Raw genomic sequence first — 21693 nt, 5'->3', positions numbered from 1 at the left:
CGTCCCTACTCCCAGCGGAAGAGCTTTCCGGCGGCGGCCAGCCCCACGACCGCCCATACGGCGAGGATCCCGAGGTCGCCCCACGGCGTGCCGGCGCCGTGCTGGAGGACGTCCCGGAGACCCTCTGAGAGGGCGGAGATCGGCAGCAGGCCGAGCACGTTCTGCGCGGCCGGCCCGAACTTCTCCAGCGGCACGATCACGCCGCCGCCGACGAGCAGCAGCAGGAAGACCAGATTGGCGGCGGCCAGCGTCGCCTCGGCCTTGAGCGTGCCCGCCATCAGCAGACCGAGGCCCGAGAACGCGGCGGTGCCGAGGACCAGCAGGAGCAGGACGGCGAACGGGTTGCCGTGCGGGGACCAGCCCAGCGCGAAGGCGATCACGGTCAGCAGGAGGATCTGGAGGACCTCCGTGACCAGCACCGACGCCGTCTTGGCGGTCATCAGGCCCCACCGGGGCAGCGGCGAGGAGGCCAGCCGCTTCAGGACGCCGTAGCGCCGCTCGAAGCCGGTGGCGATGGCCTGGCCGGTGAACGCCGTCGACATCACGGCGAGGGCGAGGATGCCGGGTGTGAGGAAGTCCACGGCCTTTCCGGCGCCGGTGTCCACGATGTCCACGGAGCCGAACAGCACCAGCAGCAGCGTCGGGATCACCACGGTCAGCAGCAGCTGCTCGCCGTTGCGCAGCAGCATCTTCGTCTCCAGCGCCGCCTGCGCCGCGATCATGCGGGGGAGCGGGGCCGCGCCGGGGCGTGGGGCGTAGGTGCCGGTGGGTGTGCCGGCGGGGGTGCCGGTGGACGTGCCGGTGGTGGTGGTCACGAGCGCAGCTCCTTGCCCGTCAGTTCCAAGAAGACGTCCTCCAGAGTGTGCCGTTCGACGGAGATCCTCTCCGGCATCACGCCGTGCTGCGCGCACCAGGAGGTGACCGTGGCGAGCAGCTGGGGATCGACCTCGCCGACCACCCGGTACGAGCCCGGCGTCAGCTCGGCGGCCGTGCTGTCGGCGGGCAGCGCCTTCAGCAGGGACGCGACGTCCAGGCCGGGCCGGCCGGTGAAACGCAGGGTGTTCTCCGCGCCGCCCCGGCACAGTTCCTCGGGCGAGCCCTGGGCGATGACCCGGCCGGCGTCGATGACGGCCACGTCGTCGGCGAGCTGCTCGGCCTCCTCCATGTAGTGCGTGGTGAGAATCACGGACACCCCGTCGGCGCGCAGGTCGCGCACCAGGTCCCAGGTGGCGCGGCGGGCCTGCGGGTCGAGCCCGGCGGTCGGCTCGTCGAGGAAGACGAGCTCGGGCCGGCCGACCACGGCCATGGCGAGTGCCAGCCGCCGCTGCTGCCCGCCGGACAGCCGGCGATAGCTGGTGCGCCCGCAGCTGCCCAGCCCCAGCCGCTCGATCAGCTCGTCCACGTCCAGCGGGTGCGCGTGCAGCTTGGCGACGTGCCGCAGCATCTCGTCGGCCCGGGCGCCCGAGTAGACGCCGCCGGACTGGAGCATGACACCGATCCGGGGCCGCAGCTCGGCGGACTGCCTGACCGGGTCGAGGCCCAGGACGCGCACCGTGCCGGAGTCCGGCTTCCGGTACCCCTCGCAGGTCTCGACCGTGGTCGTCTTTCCCGCACCGTTGGGGCCGAGTACGGCGGTGACGCCCGCCCGGGCCACCAGGTCGAGGCCGTCCACCGCGGTCTTCGTGCCGTACCGCTTCACCAGGGTCCGGACCTCGACGACCGGGTGCGACGCGAAGCGTCTCCCCGCGGGGTGGTGGTCGGGAGACGGGCGGGCGGGCTCACTTCGCATGGGTCCAGAGTCTAGGGACGCGCCGGGCGGATCAGGCGGCCGGGTGCGGGAAGTCGCCCTCACGGGGGCGGTGCACCGGAAGCCAGCGCTCGGCGTACGCCACCGCGTCCGCCAGCGCGAACAGGCGCGCGCCCGCCGCGCCCACCGTTCCGCGTGCCACCGGACGGTCCCGTTCGAAGTCGTGTCCGAGTTCGTCGAAGCGTTCGGAGGTGATGGACACCTCGGTCACCACCTCCCAGCCGTGCGGCCCCGGCCGGCCCAGTTCCACGAGCGGTGACGGGATCCGGTACTCGGCCAGGTGGAAGCAGGTGCAGGCGTGGTAACCGGCGCCCAGCAGCAGCACGCGGGCGCCGGCCGCCTCCAGCCGGGCGAGCGGGCTCCGCTCGCCGAGCCGGCAGTCCACGGCGTGTCCGTCCACGATCTGTGCCGCGCGCGGCCCGAGGGCCGCGAACGACGTGTGCGGGTGGGCGCTGCGCCGGGCGCCCGGCCAGGTGCGGACGGTCTCCGGTACCACGCCGACCCCCAGCGAGCGCGTGATCCGCGGGTCGTAGACGGGCATCGCGGCGCGGATCGTGTCCCACCACTCCGGCGGCACCGGGGGCCTGCTCCACCCCGCCGGGTCGGAGAGATCGCCCGTCTGGGTGGGGACCACGAGCGTGCCGTCCGGGCCGAGCGCGTCGAGCAGCCCCTGGACGACGGCGACGGCGCCGCCGCAGACCCAGCCGAGCGCACTGAGGGAGGAGTGGACGAGGAGGGTCTCGCCGGGGCGGACACCGAGTGCGCGCACCTGCTCGGCGATCATGGTCCGGGTGACAAGAGGGCCGGTCATAGGGGGTGTGGGCATGGTCCGGAAGTCTGGTGCACGACGCCGGGCGGTGCCACCTGTTCGCCCGGCCGGCCGTTGTTTCCGCAGGTGGGATTAGGTTCGCCTAAGTGACGCAGGGCACCGTCCGTCCGGACCAGGGTCGCTTGTCAGGCTCTCGGGAATTACGCAACAATGGCGTTGTGAAAAACGTCGGCGAGGCTCGGGAGACCCCCACGGGGGCCCCTCAGGAGGAGCTCGCGGCCGGGATGCGCTCGGATCGTTCCACGCGCAACCGGGTCGCGCGGTCCATCCTGGACCACGGCCCGTCGACCGTCGCCGAGCTGGCCGGCCGGCTCGGGCTCACCCAGGCGGCGGTACGACGCCATCTGGACGCCCTGGTCGCCGACGACGTGGTGGAGGCGCGCGAGCAGCGGGTGTACGGGGCGCGGACACGCGGTCGGCCCGCCAAGGTCTTCGCGCTCACGGACTGTGGCCGGGACGCCTTCGACCAGTCGTACGACGCACTCGCCGCGGACGCGCTGCGTTGGATCGCCGAGCGGGAGGGCGGGCAGAAGGCCGTCGCCGCGTTCGCCCGGGCCCGGATCGCCGCGCAGGCGAGCGCGTACCGCAAGGCGATCGAGGGCGTCAGCCCCGACAAGCGGGCCGAAGCGCTGGCCAAGGCGCTGAGCCGGGACGGGTACGCTGCTACGGCGCGCAGCGCGCCCCTCCCGCACACGGGTGAGCAGCTCTGCCAGCACCACTGCCCGGTGGCGCATGTCGCGGAACAGTTCCCGCAACTGTGCGAGGCGGAGACGGAGATCTTCGCCGAGCTGCTGGGAACCCACGTCCAGCGACTGGCGACCATCGCCCACGGCGACGGCGTCTGTACGACGTTCATCCCCCAGATTTCCACTGACGACGCATCCGCAAGCACGGCCGGGAGGAACCCCGCATGACTCTCCCCACGGAGACTGCCCACCCCGAACTCGAGGGCCTGGGCAAGTACGAATACGGCTGGGCCGACTCCGACGCGGCCGGTGCCTCCGCCAGGCGTGGCCTGAACGAGGACGTCGTCCGTGACATCTCCGGCAAGAAGTCGGAGCCGGAGTGGATGACCAAGCTGCGCCTGAAGGGCCTCAGGCTCTTCGAGAAGAAGCCGATGCCGAACTGGGGCTCGGATCTGTCGGGGATCGACTTCGACAACATCAAGTACTTCGTGCGCTCCACGGAGAAGCAGGCGGAGTCCTGGGAGGACCTGCCCGAGGACATCAAGAACACCTACGACAAGCTGGGCATCCCCGAGGCCGAGAAGCAGCGCCTCGTGGCCGGTGTCGCCGCCCAGTACGAGTCGGAGGTCGTCTACCACCAGATCCGCGAGGACCTGGAGGAGCAGGGCGTCATCTTCCTCGACACCGACACCGCGCTGAAGGAGCACCCGGAGCTCTTCAAGGAGTACTTCGGCACGGTCATCCCGGCCGGTGACAACAAGTTCGCCGCGTTGAACACCGCCGTGTGGTCGGGCGGCTCCTTCATCTACGTCCCGCCGGGCGTCCACGTGGAGATCCCGCTCCAGGCCTACTTCCGGATCAACACCGAGAACATGGGTCAGTTCGAGCGGACCCTGATCATCGTCGACGAGGGTGCCTACGTGCACTACGTCGAGGGCTGCACCGCTCCGATCTACAAGAGCGACTCCCTCCACAGCGCGGTCGTCGAGATCATCGTCAAGAAGAACGCCCGCTGCCGCTACACGACCATCCAGAACTGGTCGAACAACGTCTACAACCTGGTCACCAAGCGCGCCGTGGCCTACGAGGGCGCGACCATGGAGTGGATCGACGGCAACATCGGCTCCAAGGTGACGATGAAGTACCCGGCCGTCTACCTGATGGGCGAGCACGCCAAGGGCGAGACCCTGTCCATCGCCTTCGCCGGCGAGGGCCAGCACCAGGACGCGGGCGCCAAGATGGTCCACATGGCGCCGAACACGTCGTCCAACATCGTCTCGAAGTCCGTGGCGCGCGGCGGCGGCCGTACGTCCTACCGTGGTCTGATCGAGATCGGCGAGGGCGCCGCCGGATCGAAGTCGAACGTGCTCTGCGACGCGCTGCTGGTCGACACCATCTCCCGGTCGGACACCTACCCGTACGTCGACGTCCGCGAGGACGACGTGTCCATGGGCCACGAGGCCACGGTCTCCAAGGTCTCCGAGGACCAGCTCTTCTACCTGATGAGCCGCGGCCTGAGCGAGGACGAGGCGATGGCGATGATCGTGCGCGGCTTCGTCGAGCCGATCGCCAAGGAGCTGCCCATGGAGTACGCGCTGGAGCTCAACCGGCTGATCGAGCTGCAGATGGAGGGCGCGGTCGGCTGACCGCCACCGCAGCACCCCCGTCAAGCCCTTACGCAACGGAAAGCGAGCAATACGACAGCCATGGCTGAGGCCCAGAACATCCCCGTGGGGTCCACCACCGCGGGCTCGATCGCGGTCGCCGCCGAGTCGACCGTGGCCACGCGCATGAGCGCGCCCCCGTCCTACGACGTGGCGGACTTCCCGGTCCCGCACGGCCGCGAGGAGGAGTGGCGGTTCACCCCGCTGGAGCGGCTGCGCGGCCTGCACGACGGCACCGCCACCGCCACCGGCACCGGGGTGAAGGTGGACGTCCAGGCCCCGGACGGCGTCACCGTCGAGACCGTCGGCCGCGACGACGCCCGGCTCGGCCGGGCCGGCATGCCGGTGGACCGCGTGGCCGCCCAGGCCTACTCCTCCTTCGAGCAGGCCGGCGTCGTGACCGTCCCCAAGGAGACCGTCCTCACCGAGCCGATCCGCATCGCCGTGCACGGCGAGGGCGGGGTCGCCTACGGCCACCAGGTCATCGAGCTCGGGGCCTTCGCCGAGGCCGTCGTCGTCATCGACCACACCGGTGACGCGGTGCTCGCCGCCAACGTCGAGTACGTCCTGGGCGACGGCGCCAAGCTGACCGTCGTCTCCGTCCAGGACTGGGACGACAAGGCCGTCCACGTCGCCCAGCACAACGCGCTGATCGGCCGGGACGCCTCGTTCAAGTCGGTCGTCGTCACCTTCGGCGGTGACCTGGTCCGGCTGCACCCGCGCGTGACCTACGCGGGCACCGGCGGCGAGGCCGAGCTGTACGGGCTGTACTTCACCGACTCCGGGCAGCACCAGGAGCACCGCCTGCTGGTCACCCACAACACCCCGCACTGCAAGTCCAACGTCGCCTACAAGGGCGCGCTCCAGGGCGACGGCGCGCACGCCGTGTGGATCGGTGACGTGCTCATCGAGGCCAAGGCCGAGGGCACGGACACGTACGAGATGAACCGCAACCTGGTGCTGACCGACGGCGCCCGGGTCGACTCCGTGCCGAACCTGGAGATCGAGACCGGCGAGATCGTCGGCGCCGGACACGCCTCCGCCACCGGCCGCTTCGACGACGAGCAGCTCTTCTACCTGATGGCCCGCGGCATCCCGGAGCACGAGGCCCGCCGCCTGGTGGTCCGCGGCTTCTTCGCCGAGCTGGTCCAGCAGATCGGCGTCACGGACATCGAGGAACGCCTGCTCGCCAAGATCGAGGAAGAGCTGGAGGCGGCGGTCGCATGAGCGGCACCTTCGTACGCGTCTGCGGGCTGAGCGAGCTGGAGGACGACACCCCCAAGCGGGTGGAGATCGACGGCACGCCGATCTCGGTCGTGAGGACCGAGGGCGAGGTGTTCGCCATCTACGACATCTGCTCGCACGCGAACGTCTCGCTCGCCGAGGGCGAGGTCGACGACTGCCACATCGAGTGCTGGCTCCACGGCTCGCGCTTCGACCTCCGCTCGGGCAAGCCGGACGCCCTGCCCGCGACGCGCCCCGTCCCCGTATACCCCGTCAAGATCGAAGGGGACGACGTTCTCGTCTCCCTCACCCAGGAGTCCTGAGGCACCCATGGCAACGCTTGAAATCCGAGACCTGCACGTCACCGTCGAGGCCGACAACGCCACGAAGGAGATCCTCAAGGGCGTCGACCTGACCGTGAAGCAGGGCGAGACGCACGCCATCATGGGCCCCAACGGCTCCGGCAAGTCGACCCTCGCCTACTCGCTCGCGGGTCACCCGAAGTACACGATCACCGGCGGCACCGTGCTGCTCGACGGCGAGGACGTCCTGGAGATGTCCGTCGACGAGCGCGCCCGCGCGGGCCTGTTCCTGGCGATGCAGTACCCGGTCGAGGTTCCCGGCGTCTCCGTCTCCAACTTCCTGCGCACCTCCGCCACCGCGATCCGCGGCGAGGCCCCCAAGCTGCGCACCTGGGTGAAGGAGGTCAAGGAGACCATGGAGCGGCTCCACATGGACCCCGCCTTCGCCGAGCGCAACGTCAACGAGGGCTTCTCCGGCGGTGAGAAGAAGCGCCACGAGATCCTCCAGCTCGAGCTGCTCAAGCCGAAGATCGCGATCCTCGACGAGACGGACTCCGGTCTGGACGTCGACGCCCTGCGGATCGTCTCCGAGGGTGTCAACCGCGTCCGTGAGACCGGCGAGGTCGGCACGCTGCTGATCACGCACTACACGCGCATCCTGCGCTACATCAAGCCCGACCACGTCCACGTGTTCGCCGGCGGCCGCATCGTCGAGTCGGGCGGCCCCGAGCTGGCGGACAAGCTGGAGAGCGAGGGCTACGAGGCATACACGAAGGGTGGCGCATCCGAGTGACACAGCTGCCGGGCCTCCTCGACACCGAGGCGATCCGCAAGGACTTCCCCGTCCTGGACCGGCTGGTCCACGACGACAGGAAGCTCGTCTACCTGGACAACGCGGCGACCTCGCAGAAGCCGCGCCAGGTGCTGGACGCCCTGAGCGAGTACTACGAGCGCTACAACGCCAATGTCCACCGCGGTGTGCACGTGCTCGCCGAGGAGGCCACGGCGCTGTACGAGAACGCGCGCGACAAGGTCGCCGCGTTCATCAACGCGCCGAGCCGCGACGAGGTGGTCTTCACCAAGAACGCCTCCGAGTCGCTCAACCTCGTGGCGAACATGCTCGGCTGGGCCGACGAGCCCTACCGGGTGGACTCCGACACCGAGATCGTCATCACGGAGATGGAGCACCACTCCAACATCGTCCCCTGGCAGCTGCTGGCGCAGCGCACGGGCGCGAAGCTGAAGTGGTTCGGCCTCAGCGACGACGGCCGCCTGGACCTGTCGAACATCGACGAGATCATCACCGAGAAGACGAAGATCGTCTCCTTCGTGCTGGTGTCCAACATCCTCGGCACCGTCAACCCGGTCGAGGCGATAGTGCGCCGCGCCCAGGAGGTGGGTGCGCTGGTCTGCGTCGACGCCTCGCAGGCCGCTCCGCACATGCCGCTGGACGTGCAGGCCCTCCAGGCCGACTTCGTGGCCTTCACCGGCCACAAGATGTGCGGTCCGACGGGTATCGGCGTGCTGTGGGGCCGCCAGGAACTCCTGGAGGACCTGCCGCCCTTCCTGGGCGGCGGCGAGATGATCGAGACGGTGTCGATGCACTCGTCGACGTACGCCCCCGCCCCGCACAAGTTCGAGGCGGGCACCCCGCCGATCGCGCAGGCGGTCGGTCTGGGCGCGGCGATCGACTACCTCAACAGCATCGGCATGGACAAGATCCTCGCCCATGAGCACGCGCTCACCGAGTACGCGGTCAAGCGCCTCGCGGAGGTCCCGGACCTGAGGATCATCGGCCCGACCACGGCCGAGGACCGCGGCGCCGCGATCTCCTTCACCCTGGGCGACATCCACCCGCACGACGTGGGCCAGGTCCTCGACGAGCAGGGCATCGCGGTGCGGGTCGGCCACCACTGCGCCCGCCCCGTGTGCCTGCGCTACGGAATTCCTGCGACCACGCGAGCGTCGTTCTATCTGTACTCCACGCCGGCCGAGATCGACGCCCTGGTCGACGGCCTGGAGCACGTACGGAACTTCTTCGGCTGACGGGACGGACGAGCGATCGCATGAAGCTGGACTCCATGTACCAGGAAGTCATCCTGGACCACTACAAGAACCCACACGGGCGTGGTCTTCGGGATGGCGACGCCGAGGTGCACCACGTGAACCCGACGTGCGGCGACGAGATCACCCTTCGCGTGAAGTACGACGGCACGACGATCGAGGACGTCTCGTACGAGGGCCAGGGCTGCTCCATCAGCCAGGCCTCGGCCTCCGTGCTCAACGAGCTCCTCGTCGGCAAGGAGCTCGTGGACGCGCAGAAGATCCAGGAGACCTTCCTGGAGCTGATGCAGTCCAAGGGCAGGCTCGAACCCGACGACGCGATGGAGGACGTCCTGGAGGACGCGGTCGCGTTCGCCGGGGTGTCCAAGTACCCGGCCCGGGTCAAGTGCGCACTGCTGAGCTGGATGGCCTGGAAGGACGCGACGGCCCAGGCTCTGGACGGCGCCGAAAGGAAGACGGCATGACCGACACCGCAGAACTCAAGCCGGTCTCGGAGGAGGAACTCCGCGAGGCCCTGATGGACGTCGTCGACCCGGAGCTGGGCATCGACGTCGTCAACCTCGGCCTGATCTACGGCATCCACATCGACGAGTCGAACGTCGCGACCGTCGACATGACCCTGACGTCGGCGGCCTGCCCGCTGACGGACGTCATCGAGGACCAGGCCAAGTCCGCCACGGAGGGCCTCGTCAACGAGCTGCGCATCAACTGGGTCTGGATGCCGCCGTGGGGCCCCGACAAGATCACCGACGACGGCCGCGAGCAGCTGCGCGCGCTCGGCTTCAACGTCTGACGGGGACTCGAATCCCGGCACACGAGAACGGCGAGGTCCGCCCGGACCTCGCCGTTTTCCGTGCCGCCGATGTGTACGGGCGTACACACCCCTCGCTAGGCTCCGGCCATGGGATATGTGATGCTCGCGGGCGCCATCACCGCCGAAGTCACCGCCACCACGGCCATGAAGTACAGCGACGGCTTCAGCAGACTCGGACCGTCCCTGGTCACCCTCGTCGGTTACCTGCTGTCGTTCTTCCTGCTGGCCCAGACCCTCAAGAGCGTCTCCATCGGCACGGCCTACGCCATCTGGGCCGGTATCGGCACGGCCGCCGTCGCCGCGCTCGGTCTGGTCCTCTTCGGGGAGGGCCTGAGCCCGGCCAAGGTCACCGGCATCGTGCTGATCATCGGCGGAGTGGTGGTGCTGAACCTGGGCGGAGCCCATTGATGGCCCGCCGCTACGACCCCGAACGCCGGCAGCGGATCATCGACGCGGCGATCCGCGTGGTCGGACGGCAGGGCATCGCCGGCCTGAGCCACCGCTCGGTCGCGGCGGAGGCCGACGTCCCGCTGGGCTCCACGACCTACCACTTCGCCACCCTGGACGACCTCCTGGTCGCCGCGCTGCGCCAGGCCGAAGAGGGCTTCGCCAAGGCGGTCGCGACCCGCGGCGGCCTGACCGACCCGCACACCGACCTGCCCACGGAACTCGCCGGCCTGATGGGGGAGTGGCTGGCGGGCGATCGCACCGGCGTCGAGCTGGAGTACGAGCTCTACCTCGCGGCCCTGCGCCGCCCCGCCCTGCGTCCCGTCGCCGCCGAGTGGGCCGAGGACCTGGCCGTCCTCCTGGCCCACCACACCGATCCGCTGACGGCTCGGGCTCTGGTGGCCCTGATGGACGGCATCTGTCTGCAGGTGCTGCTCACGGACACGCCGTACGACGAGCGGTACGCGCGGGAGGTGTTGAGGCGGTTGGTTCCCTGACCGCCGGCAGCCCCGGCACCGCGCCCAGGGCGTGAACCTTTCGCCGCCCTTCGGGGAACAGGAGGTGACACACTCGGCACACAGCCAGCGGAGGGCTCCTGAGTGGACCACCGCCGCCGAGAGCGCAGTGGACAGGGACGAGCAGGACGACGCGGAGATCGTCGCCCGGTCGTTGGAACAGCCGGAGCTCTTCGCCCGGCTCTACGACCGGTACGCGCCCGACATCCACCGGTACGCCGCCCGGCGCCTGGGCGAGGGGGCCGCCGACGACATCACCGCCGACACCTTCCTCACCGCGTTCCGTATCCGCGCCCGCTACGACCTCGTGCGCCCCAGTGCGCGTCCCTGGCTGTACGGCATCGCGGGCAACCTCATCGGCGAGCAGCGCCGCGCCGAGGTACGGGCGCTGAAGGCACTGGCCCGCTCCGGGAGCGACCCCGTCGCCGCGTCCTGGTGCGCGTCCTGGGTCGAGGACGCCGACAGCCGGATCGCCACTCGGGGGCCGCTCGCCGGCGCCCTGGCGGCCCTCCCCGCGAGGGACCGCCACGTCCTGCTGCTGATCGCCTGGGCCGAGTTCACCTACCAGGAGGTCTCAGAGGCGCTGGACATCCCTGTCGGCACGGTCCGTTCCCGGCTGAACCGGGCGCGACGCAAGGTGCGTACCGCCCTGGGAGCGGATCCGGCATTCGTGGGCGACGCGGCGGGGGTGGCGTGACGATGGACGAGATGACACAGGTGCGCGACCTGCGCGCCGATGCCCCCGTGCCCGACCGGGCACGGCTCGCTCCGGGGCGCGGCCGGCTGGTGGACGCGGCGCGGGGCGGCGGACGGCCCCAGGGGCCGTGGGGCCGCCGCAGGTTCGTGGTCGGCGCCGCCGTGGCCGCGGTGACCGCAGTCGCCGTGACCGCGTCGGTACTGGTGAAGGGGGACGACTCCGGGCGCGAGGTCACTCCGGCGGCCTCGCCCGGCGTGCTCCGGACACTGGACCCGAAGGGGCTGAGCGCGGCGGAACTCCTGGACCGCGCGGCGGCCGTGCTGGAGCACGAGCCGCCGGTCGCGGAACCACGGGCCGATCAGTGGATCCACACCGAGACGAGGCAGGAGGCACAGGGCGCGAACGCGAAGGTCCCGGCGCCCGTGTCGGAGAAGTGGACCCGGTACGACGGCACCAGGGAGGCCGTCGAGACGCGGGGCGCGAAGGGGCACAAGCCCGCCCTTCGCTACGGGACGAGGCAGCCGGGTCGGGACGGGGAGCGCTCACCGCGCGAGCTGTACCGCTTCCTGTCCGCTCTCCCGGCCGACGGCGAGCAGGCGCTCGCCACGATCCGCAAGGCGAACGCCGTACCGGACGTGCCGGGCGAGCCCGGAACCCAGCGGGACTATGGCGAGATGAAGGCCCTTCTCACCGCCCCCGTGGTGCCGCACGACGGGCTGGCGGGGCTCTATCGCGCCCTCGCGACGCTCCCCGGCGGAGAGGTCGTCGATCACCTGCTGAAGACGGCCACCGGACGCCAAGTGATCGCACTGCGCTACCAGAGTGCCCAGACGCAGGGTCCGACCCAGGAATGGCTGATCGACCCTCAGACCTGCCGGATCGTCGGCTCGCGCGTCCTGGACGGCGGCGGGAAGCCGGTCATTGGCAGCTCCGTGTCGGCCGAGGGGACAAGGCCGGTGAGCGCGGCTGACGCCGCTCTGACCGAGACCGGAGGGGGGCCGGGGCGCCCGTACCCTGAGACGTCCCGCGGACCGGTTCGCACGGACGGCCCCCCGCCGGTTAGGTTTCCCCCATGACCGACACGACTGCCACTCGCACCACCGGCACGACCGGCGCCGTCGCCGCCGGCCTCGCCACGATCGCCTCCGACGGCACCGTCCTCGACACCTGGTTTCCCGCGCCCGAGCTGACGGACGAGCCCGGTCCGGCCGGTACCGAGCGGCTGTCCGCGGAGCGGGCCGCCGAACTGCTGGGCGGCGGCGCGACGGCGGCCGTCGGCCCGGACACCCGCCGGGGCGTCGAGGTCGTCGCGGTCCGCACGGTCATCGCCTCCCTGGAGGAGAAGCCGGTCGACGCGCACGACGTCTACCTGCGCCTGCACCTGCTCTCGCACCGCCTGGTCAAGCCGCACGGCCAGAGCCTGGACGGGATCTTCGGGCACCTCGCCAATGTCGCCTGGACCTCGCTCGGCCCGGTCGCCGTCGACGACGTGGAGAAGGTGCGGCTCAACGCCCGCGCCGAGGGCCTGCACCTCCAGGTGACCTCCATCGACAAGTTCCCGCGCATGACGGACTACGTCGCACCCAAGGGCGTGAGGATCGCCGACGCCGACCGGGTCCGCCTCGGCGCGCACCTCGCCGAGGGCACCACCGTGATGCACGAGGGCTTCGTCAACTTCAACGCCGGCACCCTCGGCACCTCCATGGTCGAGGGCCGCATCTCCGCCGGTGTCGTGGTCGGCGACGGCTCGGACATCGGCGGCGGCGCCTCCACCATGGGCACGCTCTCCGGCGGCGGCAACGTGATCATCTCCATCGGCGAGCGCTGCCTGGTCGGCGCCGAGGCGGGCGTGGGCATCGCGCTCGGCGACGAGTGCGTCGTGGAGGCCGGCCTCTACATCACCGCGGGCACCCGCGTGACCATGCCTGACGGGCAGATCGTCAAGGCCCGCGAGCTCTCCGGCGCGTCCAACATCCTCTTCCGCCGCAACTCGGTCACCGGCACGGTCGAGGCCCGCCCGAACAACGCGGTCTGGGGCGGCCTGAACGAGGTCCTGCACAGCCACAACTGATCACGGCCGCGCCCGGCGGCCGCTGGCCGATCCCTGTCCGGACGATCGGCAGTCGTCGTCGACGTCCGTCGTCGTCGAGCGCCCTCCACCGCCCCAGAACGGCCCGGAAGGGCGCTCGTGCCGTGTCCGGGGGAGAATCCCCCGGAACCGGCGGACCAGATGGACGGCAACGCCCCTCACGTGACCGTCACCCGCGGCTGCCGGGCCCCGGACACACTGCTCCGCCTCACTCCGACCGGAGGTCATCTCGGTGTTCCCCGCACGGGTACTTGTCGCCGCCCCGTCGGTTCTGGTGGTTCTCGCCCTGTCCGGCTGCTCCTCCTGGAGCTGCACCGACACGACGGCGGAGCGCGGTGAGGCCGGCGCGAGGGTGGCGGCCGAGGACGCCTCCGGGCAGCCTCTGGGCGTCACCGCCGAGGTCGTCGACTGGCGCCTCGAGCCCCACCCGCAGGTTCCCTCCGAGGGCGACCAGGTCCACTTCCGCTACCGCTTCGACGGCGCCGACGAGACGTCCGGCCCCGCACTGGAGGCCTGCGCGGTCGACGACGGGCGCGTGGCGCTGGGGTGTCGGACGGTCTATTCGTCCGGAGCGTTTCCCCAGCCGGACGGTGCCCTCACCGGGGACGACTGGCTCGCCGTCGAGCGCCCCGAGCAGGTCGCCGGCGTGTTGCTGATCCCCGATGACCGGTCCTACGACCCGCGAACCTGCGAGCAGGACGTCAAGGACGGCGGCGGCACGCATCCTCCCGAACCGGTCCGCGTCGGGGACCGGCTGTAAGAGGCCGAGGCGGTCGAGCCCGCGGCACGCGTCCGGTCCCGAGCGCGCAGTGCTCGATCGGCCGGACCGTGGCCGGCCCGTGGCGGTCGACGGCCTGGTCGCCGTCAGGGCCGTACGGGGACAGGATGGAGAGGACGGATCGGGCCCAGCGGACCCGGCGTCGCCGCACGCCGGGACGCGGCAGCGGAAGGAGGTGCGCCGCCATGCCCCAGTTCATGGATGTCCACCACGGGATGAAGGGCATCTCGGCCGACGCGCTGATCAAGGCGCATCAGGCCGATCTTGCCATCCAGGACGAAGAAGGCGTCCACTTCGAGAAGGCCTGGGCGGACCCGGAGTCCGGCACGGTCTACTGCCTCTCCGAGGCGCCCTCCGCCGAAGCGGTCCAGCGCATCCACGAGCGCGCCGGTCACCGGGCCGACGAGATTCACCCGGTGCCCCTGACCGCGTGACCGAGGCCCCGGCCACGGCCCCGCACCCTACGGCCTGCGGGACCCGTGGACGGGCCGTGGGCGGGAGCGGCCACCCGCGCGGACGGGTGCCCCGCTCATGTGGCCGTGCCGCGGCGCAGTGAGTCCGCGAACCGTGCGAGCGCCGTGAAGTCCGGCCCGCGCAGACCCACCCGCGGGTCGACGTGATGCAGCAGAGCGGGACCGTGATGCCCGGCCCTCACATACGCCGTGTCCGCCGGGGTCTGCTCGTCGTCCACCCAGGCGAAGGGGCGGCCCGCCGCGTACGCCACGATCGCCTCCGTCTTCCAGTGGACGCCGTCGGGCCGGAAGGCGAACAGTCCCTCGCCGAAGTCGACGTACGGCAGCTCGGGCAGGCCCAGGACCGGGGCGATCCAGCGGTTCGCCGCGTCCATCCAGGTGGGGCCCAGCACAGCTCATAGCCGAGCTCCAGCAGCGCGGAGCCGTGCGAAGGGTTCAGCCAGACCCGCAGCACCCGACCCGGGTGCAGCGCCGCCCGGATCGTCGTGTAGCCCTCGGGGCGCCGCTCCGGCTGGGCCGCCCACGGGTTGAGGGGGCTTATGCGGGCATGAGACATGTCCACCGGTCATCGGCGGCCGCCCATGGTGCTGAGGGTACGTCGGCTGCCCAGTACCAACTCAAGGTGGGCGAGGCCGAGCGGAAGGGGCTGGTCGAGTCCTACGCGCAGGGCGTCAAACGGATTCCGCGTAGTCCTCGCCGAGGAATGAGCCGGCGGCTCGGTTGGTGCTGTGACTGCACAGGTTCGCTGGGTTGGACGGGCTTTGGCGCGTTCGGATCGTCGGCACGGCAGTAAGGTGAAACGGTGACCTCCTTACCGGAAGAATCGCCGCCACTGATCGGCGAAGACGCCCGCGATACGGCCGTGCAGCGCCTGCAGGAGGCGTACACCGAAGGGCTCATCTCGCACGAGGAATTGGACGAACGCCTCGACCAGGTGCTCACCGCCGAGGTGCACGTTGAGCTCATGTCGGCTCTGGCTTCATTGCCGGAGGAGCACCCGAGTACGACGTCAACGATTGCCGCGGCCAGCGGACGGATCCAGCGGCGCGGCTTATGGCGGGTACCTCGGCTCCTCAAGGTCGAGTCCGCATACGGAAGAGTGCGCCTGGATCTGTCCCGGGCGATCATCGAGCATCCGGTCGTCGACGTCGAACTGCAACTCGGAACCGGCGGGGCCAGAATCAAGGTGCCTCGCGGCGCGGTCATTGATGTCGACGGCTTGCGCACTGAGTGGAAGGACCTGCGCTACAAAGCCCCGCGGCGTACCCGTCCCGGCGTGCCGAAGATCCGAATCTCGGGGAACATGGGATTCGGACGGTTGAAGATCCGCCACGCCCGGCGCTGAGGCTCCATCCGGTACGAAGACGGCCTGCACCAGCTGGGCGATCACTGGTACCCGGTTCCCGCCGACCGAGGCCAGGGCGTCATCGCGCGCCGATAACCCACCGAACTTACTCGCATCACGACCGGAGCACGCGCAGGTCGCCTGCGGTGGACTCGCTGAGCTGCCGTCTCAGAGAGATGATCTCCTCATGCTGGGCGGCCAGTCGGGACATGGCCGTGGCACGGAATTCGTCTCTCTCGGCGAGATCCTGGTTCATCCGGCTGATGCGTTCGCGAAGCTGGACCACCTCCTCCTTGAGCCGGCTGATCTGTGCGACGCGCGGATCCGGCTCTCCGCTGGCCTCCCGTAGCCTGCCCAGCCGCTGCTCGAACTCCCGCTTGAGGTGCGGGTAGGTGCGGTACAGCGTTGCTCTGGGGATCCCTGACAGGGTGCTCAGAGATTTGATGTCGCACCTCAACCCTTCAGGGATGTCCCCGCTCAGGAGCTGTTCCATCGCGGCCTGGATTCGGGCCTCTGCCTGGGCATGACGTTCACTGGCCACTGTCGGTCCCCTCGCTGTTCAATCCCTTCGATGCGGCATCGATGGCGCCCACGATCCGCATCGCTCTGTCGTAGGCGTCCTGAGCGCGTCTCCGCTCCAGCGGGGCGAGCCTCGGGTTGCCGAGGAATACCGCCTGCGTGTTCTTCGCCTGGTCCGCCCAGACCTGTCGGTGCTGAGGATGGTGGGTGGCCTGTGGGCAGCGTGCTGAGTCGCACATGCCGATCAGCGGCTCCGTCGCGTTCGGAGTGCCGGCCAGCGTCAGGCACAAAGCCTTCTTCGGGTCGTTGAACCAGCAGTAGTTCGCAGCCCCCACGTGCAAGGTCTTCGCCCTGGACTTGAGTAGCCGTTCCAGCCGCCGGTCGTCCGTCAGGACGGGGGCTCCCGCTTCATGCCCGGTCAACTGTTCATCCACCGCGCGGAAGGCCGCGATGAGGTCGCGTGATCCTCGGCCGGAGGGCAGCAGACCCTGCCGGTAGTTTTTGTATGCCGCGATGGTCAGCCGGGTGTGCTCGGCTTCCTCTTCGGCTTGTACCTCGGCAAGGAACGCTGCTTGGTGTCCGCCCGGCCGAGCGGTGTAACCCTCTGTCGTGGCCACGGATACGTGGTTGAGATGCCATTTCGCAGCCAGGAGACCGTGTGGGCGCTGGGCGATGGACATGGCGAGAGTACGGCGGAGAGCGCGCGGGTGCACGGGCCCGTCGGGGATGGGTGCGAGGCCCAGGCGCTGCCCGCAAGGTCCGTTGACCCAGTTCCGGAGAGAGGCATAGCGGTTGGCGGAGTTACTCCCCGAAGCGAAGAGGAGTTCGCCGGGTTCGGTGCCAGTGACTGCCTCGGCCGCGCCGAGGGCCCGGTGAACCTCTTCGATCACCACCCAGGAGTCGGGTACCCCTCCGAAGTCCTCTCCCTTGATACGGCGGGAGTCCACCCAGAACCGGGGCCCCTGGGAGCGCTCTTCGCGTCGACAGGCCCCGCCGGTGAGCTCCGCCAGCTCGGAGGCCCTCATACCGGAGAGCGCGGCGGTGAGGTAGAACGTGGCGTCGGCGACGACGTGGACCATGGTCTCCAGTCCGAAGTGGTCCACAGGGGTGGCGAACGGAACGGCGGATTGGTCATCGGCCCGGGGAACGGCGGTGGCATCCCGACACCATGGCGGCTCGGTGCCGCAGTGCCTGATCCAGGTTTCCAGGTGAGGCCGGAGACGTTCCAGGTCGCGCCTCATCGAGAGCGAGTGTGCAGTGTCTCTCACGAACGAGTCGAAGGCGAACGGCAGTAGTAGGTCGTCTTGCTCCCAGCCCGATGCGAGTCGCTTGCCGATGTGGCCGGGCGTTGTGCGTGGGGCGGGGACACCCGCTCTCATCTGTCGCTGGATTTCGCCAATGACCTGCGGATACTGGCCGACGCGCAGGGCGGATCTGATTCCTGCCCGTGAAGCGATGACTTGTCGGGCGCGTGTCGCTTCGGCTACGAGGTGAGGCCCGACCACGTCGATGAGGTAGATCGAGTTGGCGAGCAGGGGCCGCAGGATGTCGTCGGGCACGGGCGCGGTCTGATTGACGTCAGCGCGTTCGTAGCCGGCGACTTCGGCGGCGCTGCGGTCACCCCAGGGGCGGAAGCCGGGTGTGTAGCAGTCTGGAAGCAACGGCGAGTAAGCCATGAGAGCTTGGACTGTCAGGACGTACCCCGCGACGGTGCCGGGGGTGACGGACCGCTCCGGATCCGTGCGGCTGCGGGAGATGACGCTCAGGTAGGTGTCGCAATGGGGTTGTCTGACGAGCGAGAGGCTGTTGATCCCCGCCGCGGTGAGGTGGTTGAACCAGGCTGTCAGCCGGTTGACTTCGTGACGAAGGGTGGGGAGTGCCAGAGGTGTTCGGTAGGCCTGCGGAAGAACGGCGACGTCCGGGTGAGTGGGCAGGAGCCGGGCCATCAGGTAAGCGCGGGCGACGTTTCGCCAGTGAGGGTTGGCGATGGCGGTGAAGTCCAGGATCTTCTCGCTGCGGGGCCAGGACACAGGCGCCTCGGCGACCGACGTCAGGTCCCAGATGTCTTGATCGAAGCAGGGGCCGCGCGTCCCGGGCTTGGTGCGGTACCCGGCGGTTTGGAGGATGTCCATGCCCAGGAAGGGGTGCCGGTTCGGGTCGGTTGGGGACAGCGGGACAGCGTTGGTCATGGGGACTCCTCCGGGTGCAGAGGCGCGAACGCAGTGTCGGTGGCAGCTCGGATGGCCGCAGGGCTGAAGCGCGTCAGTACGTCGGCATCGAGTCGATCGACGTAGGGGCCGAAGACCGCCAGGAACTGCGGCGTCGTCATGTTCCGCGCCTGATCCGAGAAGTACTTCTTGAGGCGGAGCAGGTTGGGTAGGTGACGTGGAGCGAAGACCGCGAGCGGGCACAGCAGACAGACCCAGGGGCGTGCAGGGCACAGCGTTCCGGCTGGGGCGTGGGGGCTGTTGTAGGGGTTGGCACAGGAGGCCAGAAACACATCCTGTTCTCCGGCCAGCAGTCGCTTGACGGCGTCGGCATCGAGCCCGTTCTGACGGGCGAGGTGAGGGAAGTCGGCTACGAAGCGGGCGGCGTCCTGGTGAGTGACGACGACCGATGGTTCGGCTTTGCGTCGGATGTCTCGCTGGGCGTCTTCGATGATCCCCTCAATGGCGTCCACCTGCGCGGGGGTGTGGTGGGACAGGTAGTGGTCGCCTTCGACCGTTGGGGTGTGGTTGGGGTCGATCGTGGTACGGCCGGTCCAGGCGGAGCGGTCGCGACGGTGATGGTAGGTGGCACGGATCCGGCCGCTGTGCGGGACGAGTGGCTGTCCGTGGTCGTCGAGCAGGTCAGTCTCCTGCGCCCAACGTCTTCGCCACCACGGGGTACGTGGGGATGAGGACAGGCCGTGTCTGCCCGAATAGTGGATCCACATGTCATCGGCCGTGTCCGCAGCGTGTTCCCGGAGCCGCGCGGAGTGCTTGAGCCATTGGTCCAGGAGTCGCACCGCGGACCCGGTGATGTTGAGGGATTCACGGCCGGTGCGTCCCTTGAAGTAGGCCAGCAGAGCGGTGGAGGGGCTTGTACGGGTGAGGTTGGTGCAGTTCAGGGCGTCAACGCCGTCCGGGACGATGCCGGTCAGCATGGCCAGACGTAGGTTGTAGGCGAGTGCGACCGGGGCCGTGGGGTAGAAGGCATCGCGGATTTCGGCAATCGTCTTCTCCGCCGTTGCTGGAGCCGCAAGGATCATGGTGCGGATGGCCTTGGCTGTGAGAGGGCCGGTGCGGCGGACCATCCAGGCGAGGTTGTCGAAGGTGATGCCATGCGTCGCTGGGTCGGCTCCTCGGCCGGCGGCTTCCAGGATGCTGCGGTGGTCCCGCCATGCGGCGGTGATGGTGGCGTTGGTGGCCTCATCGAGGCGACGCCATTCGGCTTCGCTGTAGGGCCGGTTCGGGGTGGAGTCGCGCATCCGGTTGATGTGTCGTCCATCAAGGTGGGCTTGGATGCCGCCGTGGAGTTGTCCGCCGGCCGTCCTGTAGCCGGTCAGCATGATCCGGCTGTGCCGTTCGAAGGTGAACCCGGATGCAAGCCAGTACTGGGTGACCTGGGCGGGGGTGAGGTCGCTGAGACTGCCCCTGAAGCCGGCACCGCTCAAGTGCCGGGCGAAGTGGCGCGAGCAGCGGACGGCATGCCTGGCCTCGCGGTAAGTACGGATCGGCCCGACCGGGTGGGTCGCGGAGATGAGCCCCTGGGCGATATCGGCGGCGAGGACGGCATCGGGGAGCTCGTGGAGGGTGCCGAGGTACGGGCGCTGGCCAGGAAGAACGAAGTGGACGGCGAGAGGATGGCGGAGTTCAGCGGGCATCGCTGTCCTCGAATTCGGTGGCGGCCTCGATCTGTTCGTGTGGCGTGGGAGAGGTTTCCTCGTATGCCTCGCGGAAGATCCGCTGAGTGTCCAGCAAGTGGAGGTATGCCTGAGTGGTGGCGACGCTGGCGTGTCCCATCAGGTCCCGCAGAACCAGCAGTGGATCGGCCTTGGTGAGGTAGAGGGCCATGGCGTTGTCGCCGTCGGTGTCCACCACGAGCTGAGCGGCCCGCTGGTAGTAGCCCCGTACCAGCCGCTCCAGGGTGGCCATGGCAAAGGTGTGCCGGGTCATGTGGGGGAAGACGTGCGGGAACGCAGGATCGAACCGGTCGCGAACGCGGGCTGAGGTGCGTCGCAGCACAGTCGCCCAGTCCACGAAGGGGGAGCCGTCCGACTGCACGGCGAGCAAGGCGCTACCTCCGCCGGGGGCAACGAGACGGCGCCGTTCGTCTGGGGTGAGGACGTGCCACTGCCGGTACGTGCCATTCACGCGGGCACCTGCATATGTCGGTTCTTCGACGTACAGAGGCCCCCTGGGCAGCCAGCGGGAGCCGTCGACTGAAGCAGCCCGCTCCAGCGTCACGTAGTCATGGACACGGGCCAGAGCCTCGTAGTCGATCCACGTCTGTCGGCCCTTGCCGCCCTTCGCCGTGGGTGGGGCGAGCTGCAGCGGGACCGGCACGGTGGTCGGCAGACGCGGTAGCGGCGGAATCTCCCACACCGTGAGGTGCGACAGCTCTCGCAACCGTAGTCCCGTCGAGAGGGCCAGACCGGCTCCAGCCGTGTTCCGGCCGGTTTCCCGGCCCCGGAAGCTGTGGTCGGGCTCACCATCAGGATCGTTGCCGGCCAAGGCGTTCATCAGCAGCTCGGCGTAGGACCGCTCCAGGTACTTGCGGGTGGCGTGCGGCTTGGCACCTCGCACAGTCGCCAGATTGCGGACCGACTGCATGCGTACGCCGTCAGGCCGCAGGTATGAACCTTCGGTATAGCTGAACGGTACATCGGTGCAGTGCCCGTTACGCACGGACCACTCGTAGAAGGCGGCGATCGTCTTGACCGCCAAGTTCCAGCTCGTCCCCTCCAGCCGAGCCTCCAAAGGCCCCGACAGCCTGTGTTCGGCGTAGGCGGACAGCGCACCGCGGAGCCGGAACTGGTCGGCGAACACGCCGACGCTGTGCACGGCCAGGAACTCGGACCAGGACTTTAGCTGCTGGGCGTAAGCCCGCCAAGTGTTGGGGCTCGGGGCTCCGGTGATGGGTAACTCCTGGAGCCACCTGTTCATGGCGACGGTGGGGCGAGGGCCGTCCTCGTCTTCGAAGCGGAGGTCTTCATCGACGAGGACGGGCATTCCATGGCGGATGAGAGGCCGGGAGGCGAGGTCCCAACTCTCCCAGCCCGCAGAGGAGAAGAAGTGCAGGATCACGCCCGGCACGTTATGTGAGGCATCGCCGAGTACAGGGCGTAGAGACGGGTTTGGCACTCTTTCGAGTGAGACAAGGAGACACGCTCAAACTGCAAAGCTAAGGGGGCCGTCGACGTCGAGGAACAACAGCGGGCGGCTCACGAGCCCACCCT

The 21693-nt window shown here is 69.5% G+C and carries 22 protein-coding genes and 2 pseudogenes; 16 read left to right on the top strand and 8 right to left on the bottom strand.

Features of this window, described 5'->3' with window-relative positions; genetic code table 11:
- Positions 1-5: 5 nt before the first annotated feature.
- From ACWDUZ_RS08415 to ACWDUZ_RS08405, 3 genes are read right to left on the bottom strand one after another with little or no spacing between them, the layout of a single operon-like run.
- Positions 6-815, bottom strand: coding sequence for an ABC transporter permease (locus tag ACWDUZ_RS08415; protein ID WP_451631026.1), 810 nt, complete (start codon positions 813-815; stop codon positions 6-8).
- Positions 812-1789 carry an ABC transporter ATP-binding protein gene (locus ACWDUZ_RS08410; RefSeq protein WP_451631025.1) on the bottom strand — a complete coding sequence of 326 codons (978 nt, stop codon included), beginning with the start codon at positions 1787-1789 and terminating at the stop codon, positions 812-814. Before ACWDUZ_RS08410 ends, ACWDUZ_RS08415 begins: the two co-directional genes overlap by 4 nt.
- 31 nt (positions 1790-1820) lie before the next feature.
- A complete protein-coding gene (locus ACWDUZ_RS08405; protein ID WP_451631024.1) occupies positions 1821-2633 on the bottom strand; it encodes an aminoglycoside N(3)-acetyltransferase in 813 nt (270 codons plus the stop codon).
- Between the two features lie 161 nt (positions 2634-2794).
- Between ACWDUZ_RS08405 and ACWDUZ_RS08400 the strand changes: the two genes are divergently transcribed.
- The 15 genes and pseudogenes from ACWDUZ_RS08400 to ACWDUZ_RS08330 all read left to right on the top strand — a co-directional run bounded on the left by ACWDUZ_RS08400 (position 2795) and on the right by ACWDUZ_RS08330 (position 14350).
- Positions 2795-3550 (top strand): helix-turn-helix transcriptional regulator, encoded by a 756-nt coding sequence (locus tag ACWDUZ_RS08400; RefSeq protein ID WP_451631023.1) that lies wholly within the window; start codon positions 2795-2797, stop codon positions 3548-3550.
- Positions 3547-4968, top strand: a complete 1422-nt coding sequence (gene sufB, locus ACWDUZ_RS08395; protein WP_451631022.1) for a Fe-S cluster assembly protein SufB — start codon at positions 3547-3549, stop codon at positions 4966-4968. Before ACWDUZ_RS08400 ends, sufB begins: the two co-directional genes overlap by 4 nt.
- Before the next feature lie 60 nt (positions 4969-5028).
- Positions 5029-6213 carry a Fe-S cluster assembly protein SufD gene (gene sufD, locus ACWDUZ_RS08390; RefSeq protein WP_451631021.1) on the top strand — a complete coding sequence of 395 codons (1185 nt, stop codon included), beginning with the start codon at positions 5029-5031 and terminating at the stop codon, positions 6211-6213.
- Positions 6210-6533 (top strand): non-heme iron oxygenase ferredoxin subunit, encoded by a 324-nt coding sequence (locus tag ACWDUZ_RS08385; RefSeq protein ID WP_451631020.1) that lies wholly within the window; start codon positions 6210-6212, stop codon positions 6531-6533. The genes sufD and ACWDUZ_RS08385 overlap by 4 nt, the downstream gene beginning before the upstream one ends.
- Positions 6534-6540: 7 nt before the next feature.
- Positions 6541-7305, top strand: coding sequence for a Fe-S cluster assembly ATPase SufC (gene sufC, locus ACWDUZ_RS08380; protein WP_451631019.1), 765 nt, complete (start codon positions 6541-6543; stop codon positions 7303-7305).
- Entirely contained in the window at positions 7302-8558 is a 1257-nt protein-coding gene (locus ACWDUZ_RS08375; protein WP_451631018.1) for a cysteine desulfurase, read from the top strand. The genes sufC and ACWDUZ_RS08375 overlap by 4 nt, the downstream gene beginning before the upstream one ends.
- A 20-nt stretch (positions 8559-8578) precedes the next feature.
- Complete coding sequence (gene sufU, locus ACWDUZ_RS08370; protein WP_451631017.1) at positions 8579-9040, top strand: Fe-S cluster assembly sulfur transfer protein SufU; 462 nt, start codon at positions 8579-8581, stop codon at positions 9038-9040.
- On the top strand, positions 9037-9369 hold the full coding sequence (locus ACWDUZ_RS08365) for a metal-sulfur cluster assembly factor (RefSeq protein ID WP_451631016.1): 333 nt from the start codon (positions 9037-9039) through the stop codon (positions 9367-9369). Before sufU ends, ACWDUZ_RS08365 begins: the two co-directional genes overlap by 4 nt.
- A 108-nt stretch (positions 9370-9477) precedes the next feature.
- Positions 9478-9798, top strand: coding sequence for a DMT family transporter (locus ACWDUZ_RS08360; protein ID WP_451631015.1), 321 nt, complete (start codon positions 9478-9480; stop codon positions 9796-9798).
- Entirely contained in the window at positions 9798-10334 is a 537-nt protein-coding gene (locus ACWDUZ_RS08355; protein ID WP_451631014.1) for a TetR/AcrR family transcriptional regulator, read from the top strand. Before ACWDUZ_RS08360 ends, ACWDUZ_RS08355 begins: the two co-directional genes overlap by 1 nt.
- Before the next feature lie 98 nt (positions 10335-10432).
- Positions 10433-11049 (top strand): annotated as a pseudogene (locus tag ACWDUZ_RS08350) (RNA polymerase sigma factor).
- A 2-nt stretch (positions 11050-11051) separates the two neighbouring features.
- The gene (locus ACWDUZ_RS08345; RefSeq protein ID WP_451631013.1) at positions 11052-12125 is read left to right on the top strand and encodes a CU044_5270 family protein; all 1074 of its coding nucleotides are present in this window, start codon (positions 11052-11054) and stop codon (positions 12123-12125) included.
- Positions 12122-13120, top strand: a complete 999-nt coding sequence (dapD, locus tag ACWDUZ_RS08340) for a 2,3,4,5-tetrahydropyridine-2,6-dicarboxylate N-succinyltransferase (RefSeq protein WP_451631012.1) — start codon at positions 12122-12124, stop codon at positions 13118-13120. Before ACWDUZ_RS08345 ends, dapD begins: the two co-directional genes overlap by 4 nt.
- Positions 13121-13370: 250 nt before the next feature.
- A complete protein-coding gene (locus ACWDUZ_RS08335; protein WP_451631011.1) occupies positions 13371-13898 on the top strand; it encodes a hypothetical protein in 528 nt (175 codons plus the stop codon).
- Between the two features lie 203 nt (positions 13899-14101).
- Entirely contained in the window at positions 14102-14350 is a 249-nt protein-coding gene (locus tag ACWDUZ_RS08330) for an SCO4226 family nickel-binding protein (RefSeq protein ID WP_451631010.1), read from the top strand.
- A gap of 95 nt (positions 14351-14445) precedes the next feature.
- Here ACWDUZ_RS08330 and ACWDUZ_RS08325 read toward each other — a convergent pair.
- Positions 14446-14945: pseudogene (locus tag ACWDUZ_RS08325) on the bottom strand (hypothetical protein).
- Positions 14946-15191: 246 nt separating this feature from the next.
- On the opposite strand from ACWDUZ_RS08325, the gene ACWDUZ_RS08320 reads away from it, so the two are divergent.
- Entirely contained in the window at positions 15192-15734 is a 543-nt protein-coding gene (locus tag ACWDUZ_RS08320; RefSeq protein ID WP_451631009.1) for a DUF1707 SHOCT-like domain-containing protein, read from the top strand.
- A gap of 115 nt (positions 15735-15849) precedes the next feature.
- Here ACWDUZ_RS08320 and ACWDUZ_RS08315 read toward each other — a convergent pair whose 3' ends face one another.
- Genes ACWDUZ_RS08315 through ACWDUZ_RS08300 form a run of 4 tightly spaced genes read right to left on the bottom strand, consistent with a single transcriptional unit; the run spans position 15850 to position 21541 of the window.
- The gene (locus ACWDUZ_RS08315) at positions 15850-16275 is read right to left on the bottom strand and encodes a hypothetical protein (protein ID WP_451631008.1); all 426 of its coding nucleotides are present in this window, start codon (positions 16273-16275) and stop codon (positions 15850-15852) included.
- Positions 16265-18442: an integrase gene (locus ACWDUZ_RS08310; protein ID WP_451631007.1), complete on the bottom strand. Its 2178-nt coding sequence runs from the start codon at positions 18440-18442 to the stop codon at positions 16265-16267. The genes ACWDUZ_RS08315 and ACWDUZ_RS08310 overlap by 11 nt, the downstream gene beginning before the upstream one ends.
- Positions 18439-20118 (bottom strand): hypothetical protein, encoded by a 1680-nt coding sequence (locus ACWDUZ_RS08305; RefSeq protein ID WP_451631006.1) that lies wholly within the window; start codon positions 20116-20118, stop codon positions 18439-18441. The genes ACWDUZ_RS08310 and ACWDUZ_RS08305 overlap by 4 nt, the downstream gene beginning before the upstream one ends.
- Positions 20108-21541 carry a tyrosine-type recombinase/integrase gene (locus ACWDUZ_RS08300; protein WP_451631005.1) on the bottom strand — a complete coding sequence of 478 codons (1434 nt, stop codon included), beginning with the start codon at positions 21539-21541 and terminating at the stop codon, positions 20108-20110. The genes ACWDUZ_RS08305 and ACWDUZ_RS08300 overlap by 11 nt, the downstream gene beginning before the upstream one ends.
- Positions 21542-21693 lie beyond the last annotated feature (152 nt).

It is taken from the genome of Streptomyces sp. NPDC003393, assembly GCF_053589015.1.
This window is presented reverse-complemented; position numbering and strand designations above follow the sequence as displayed.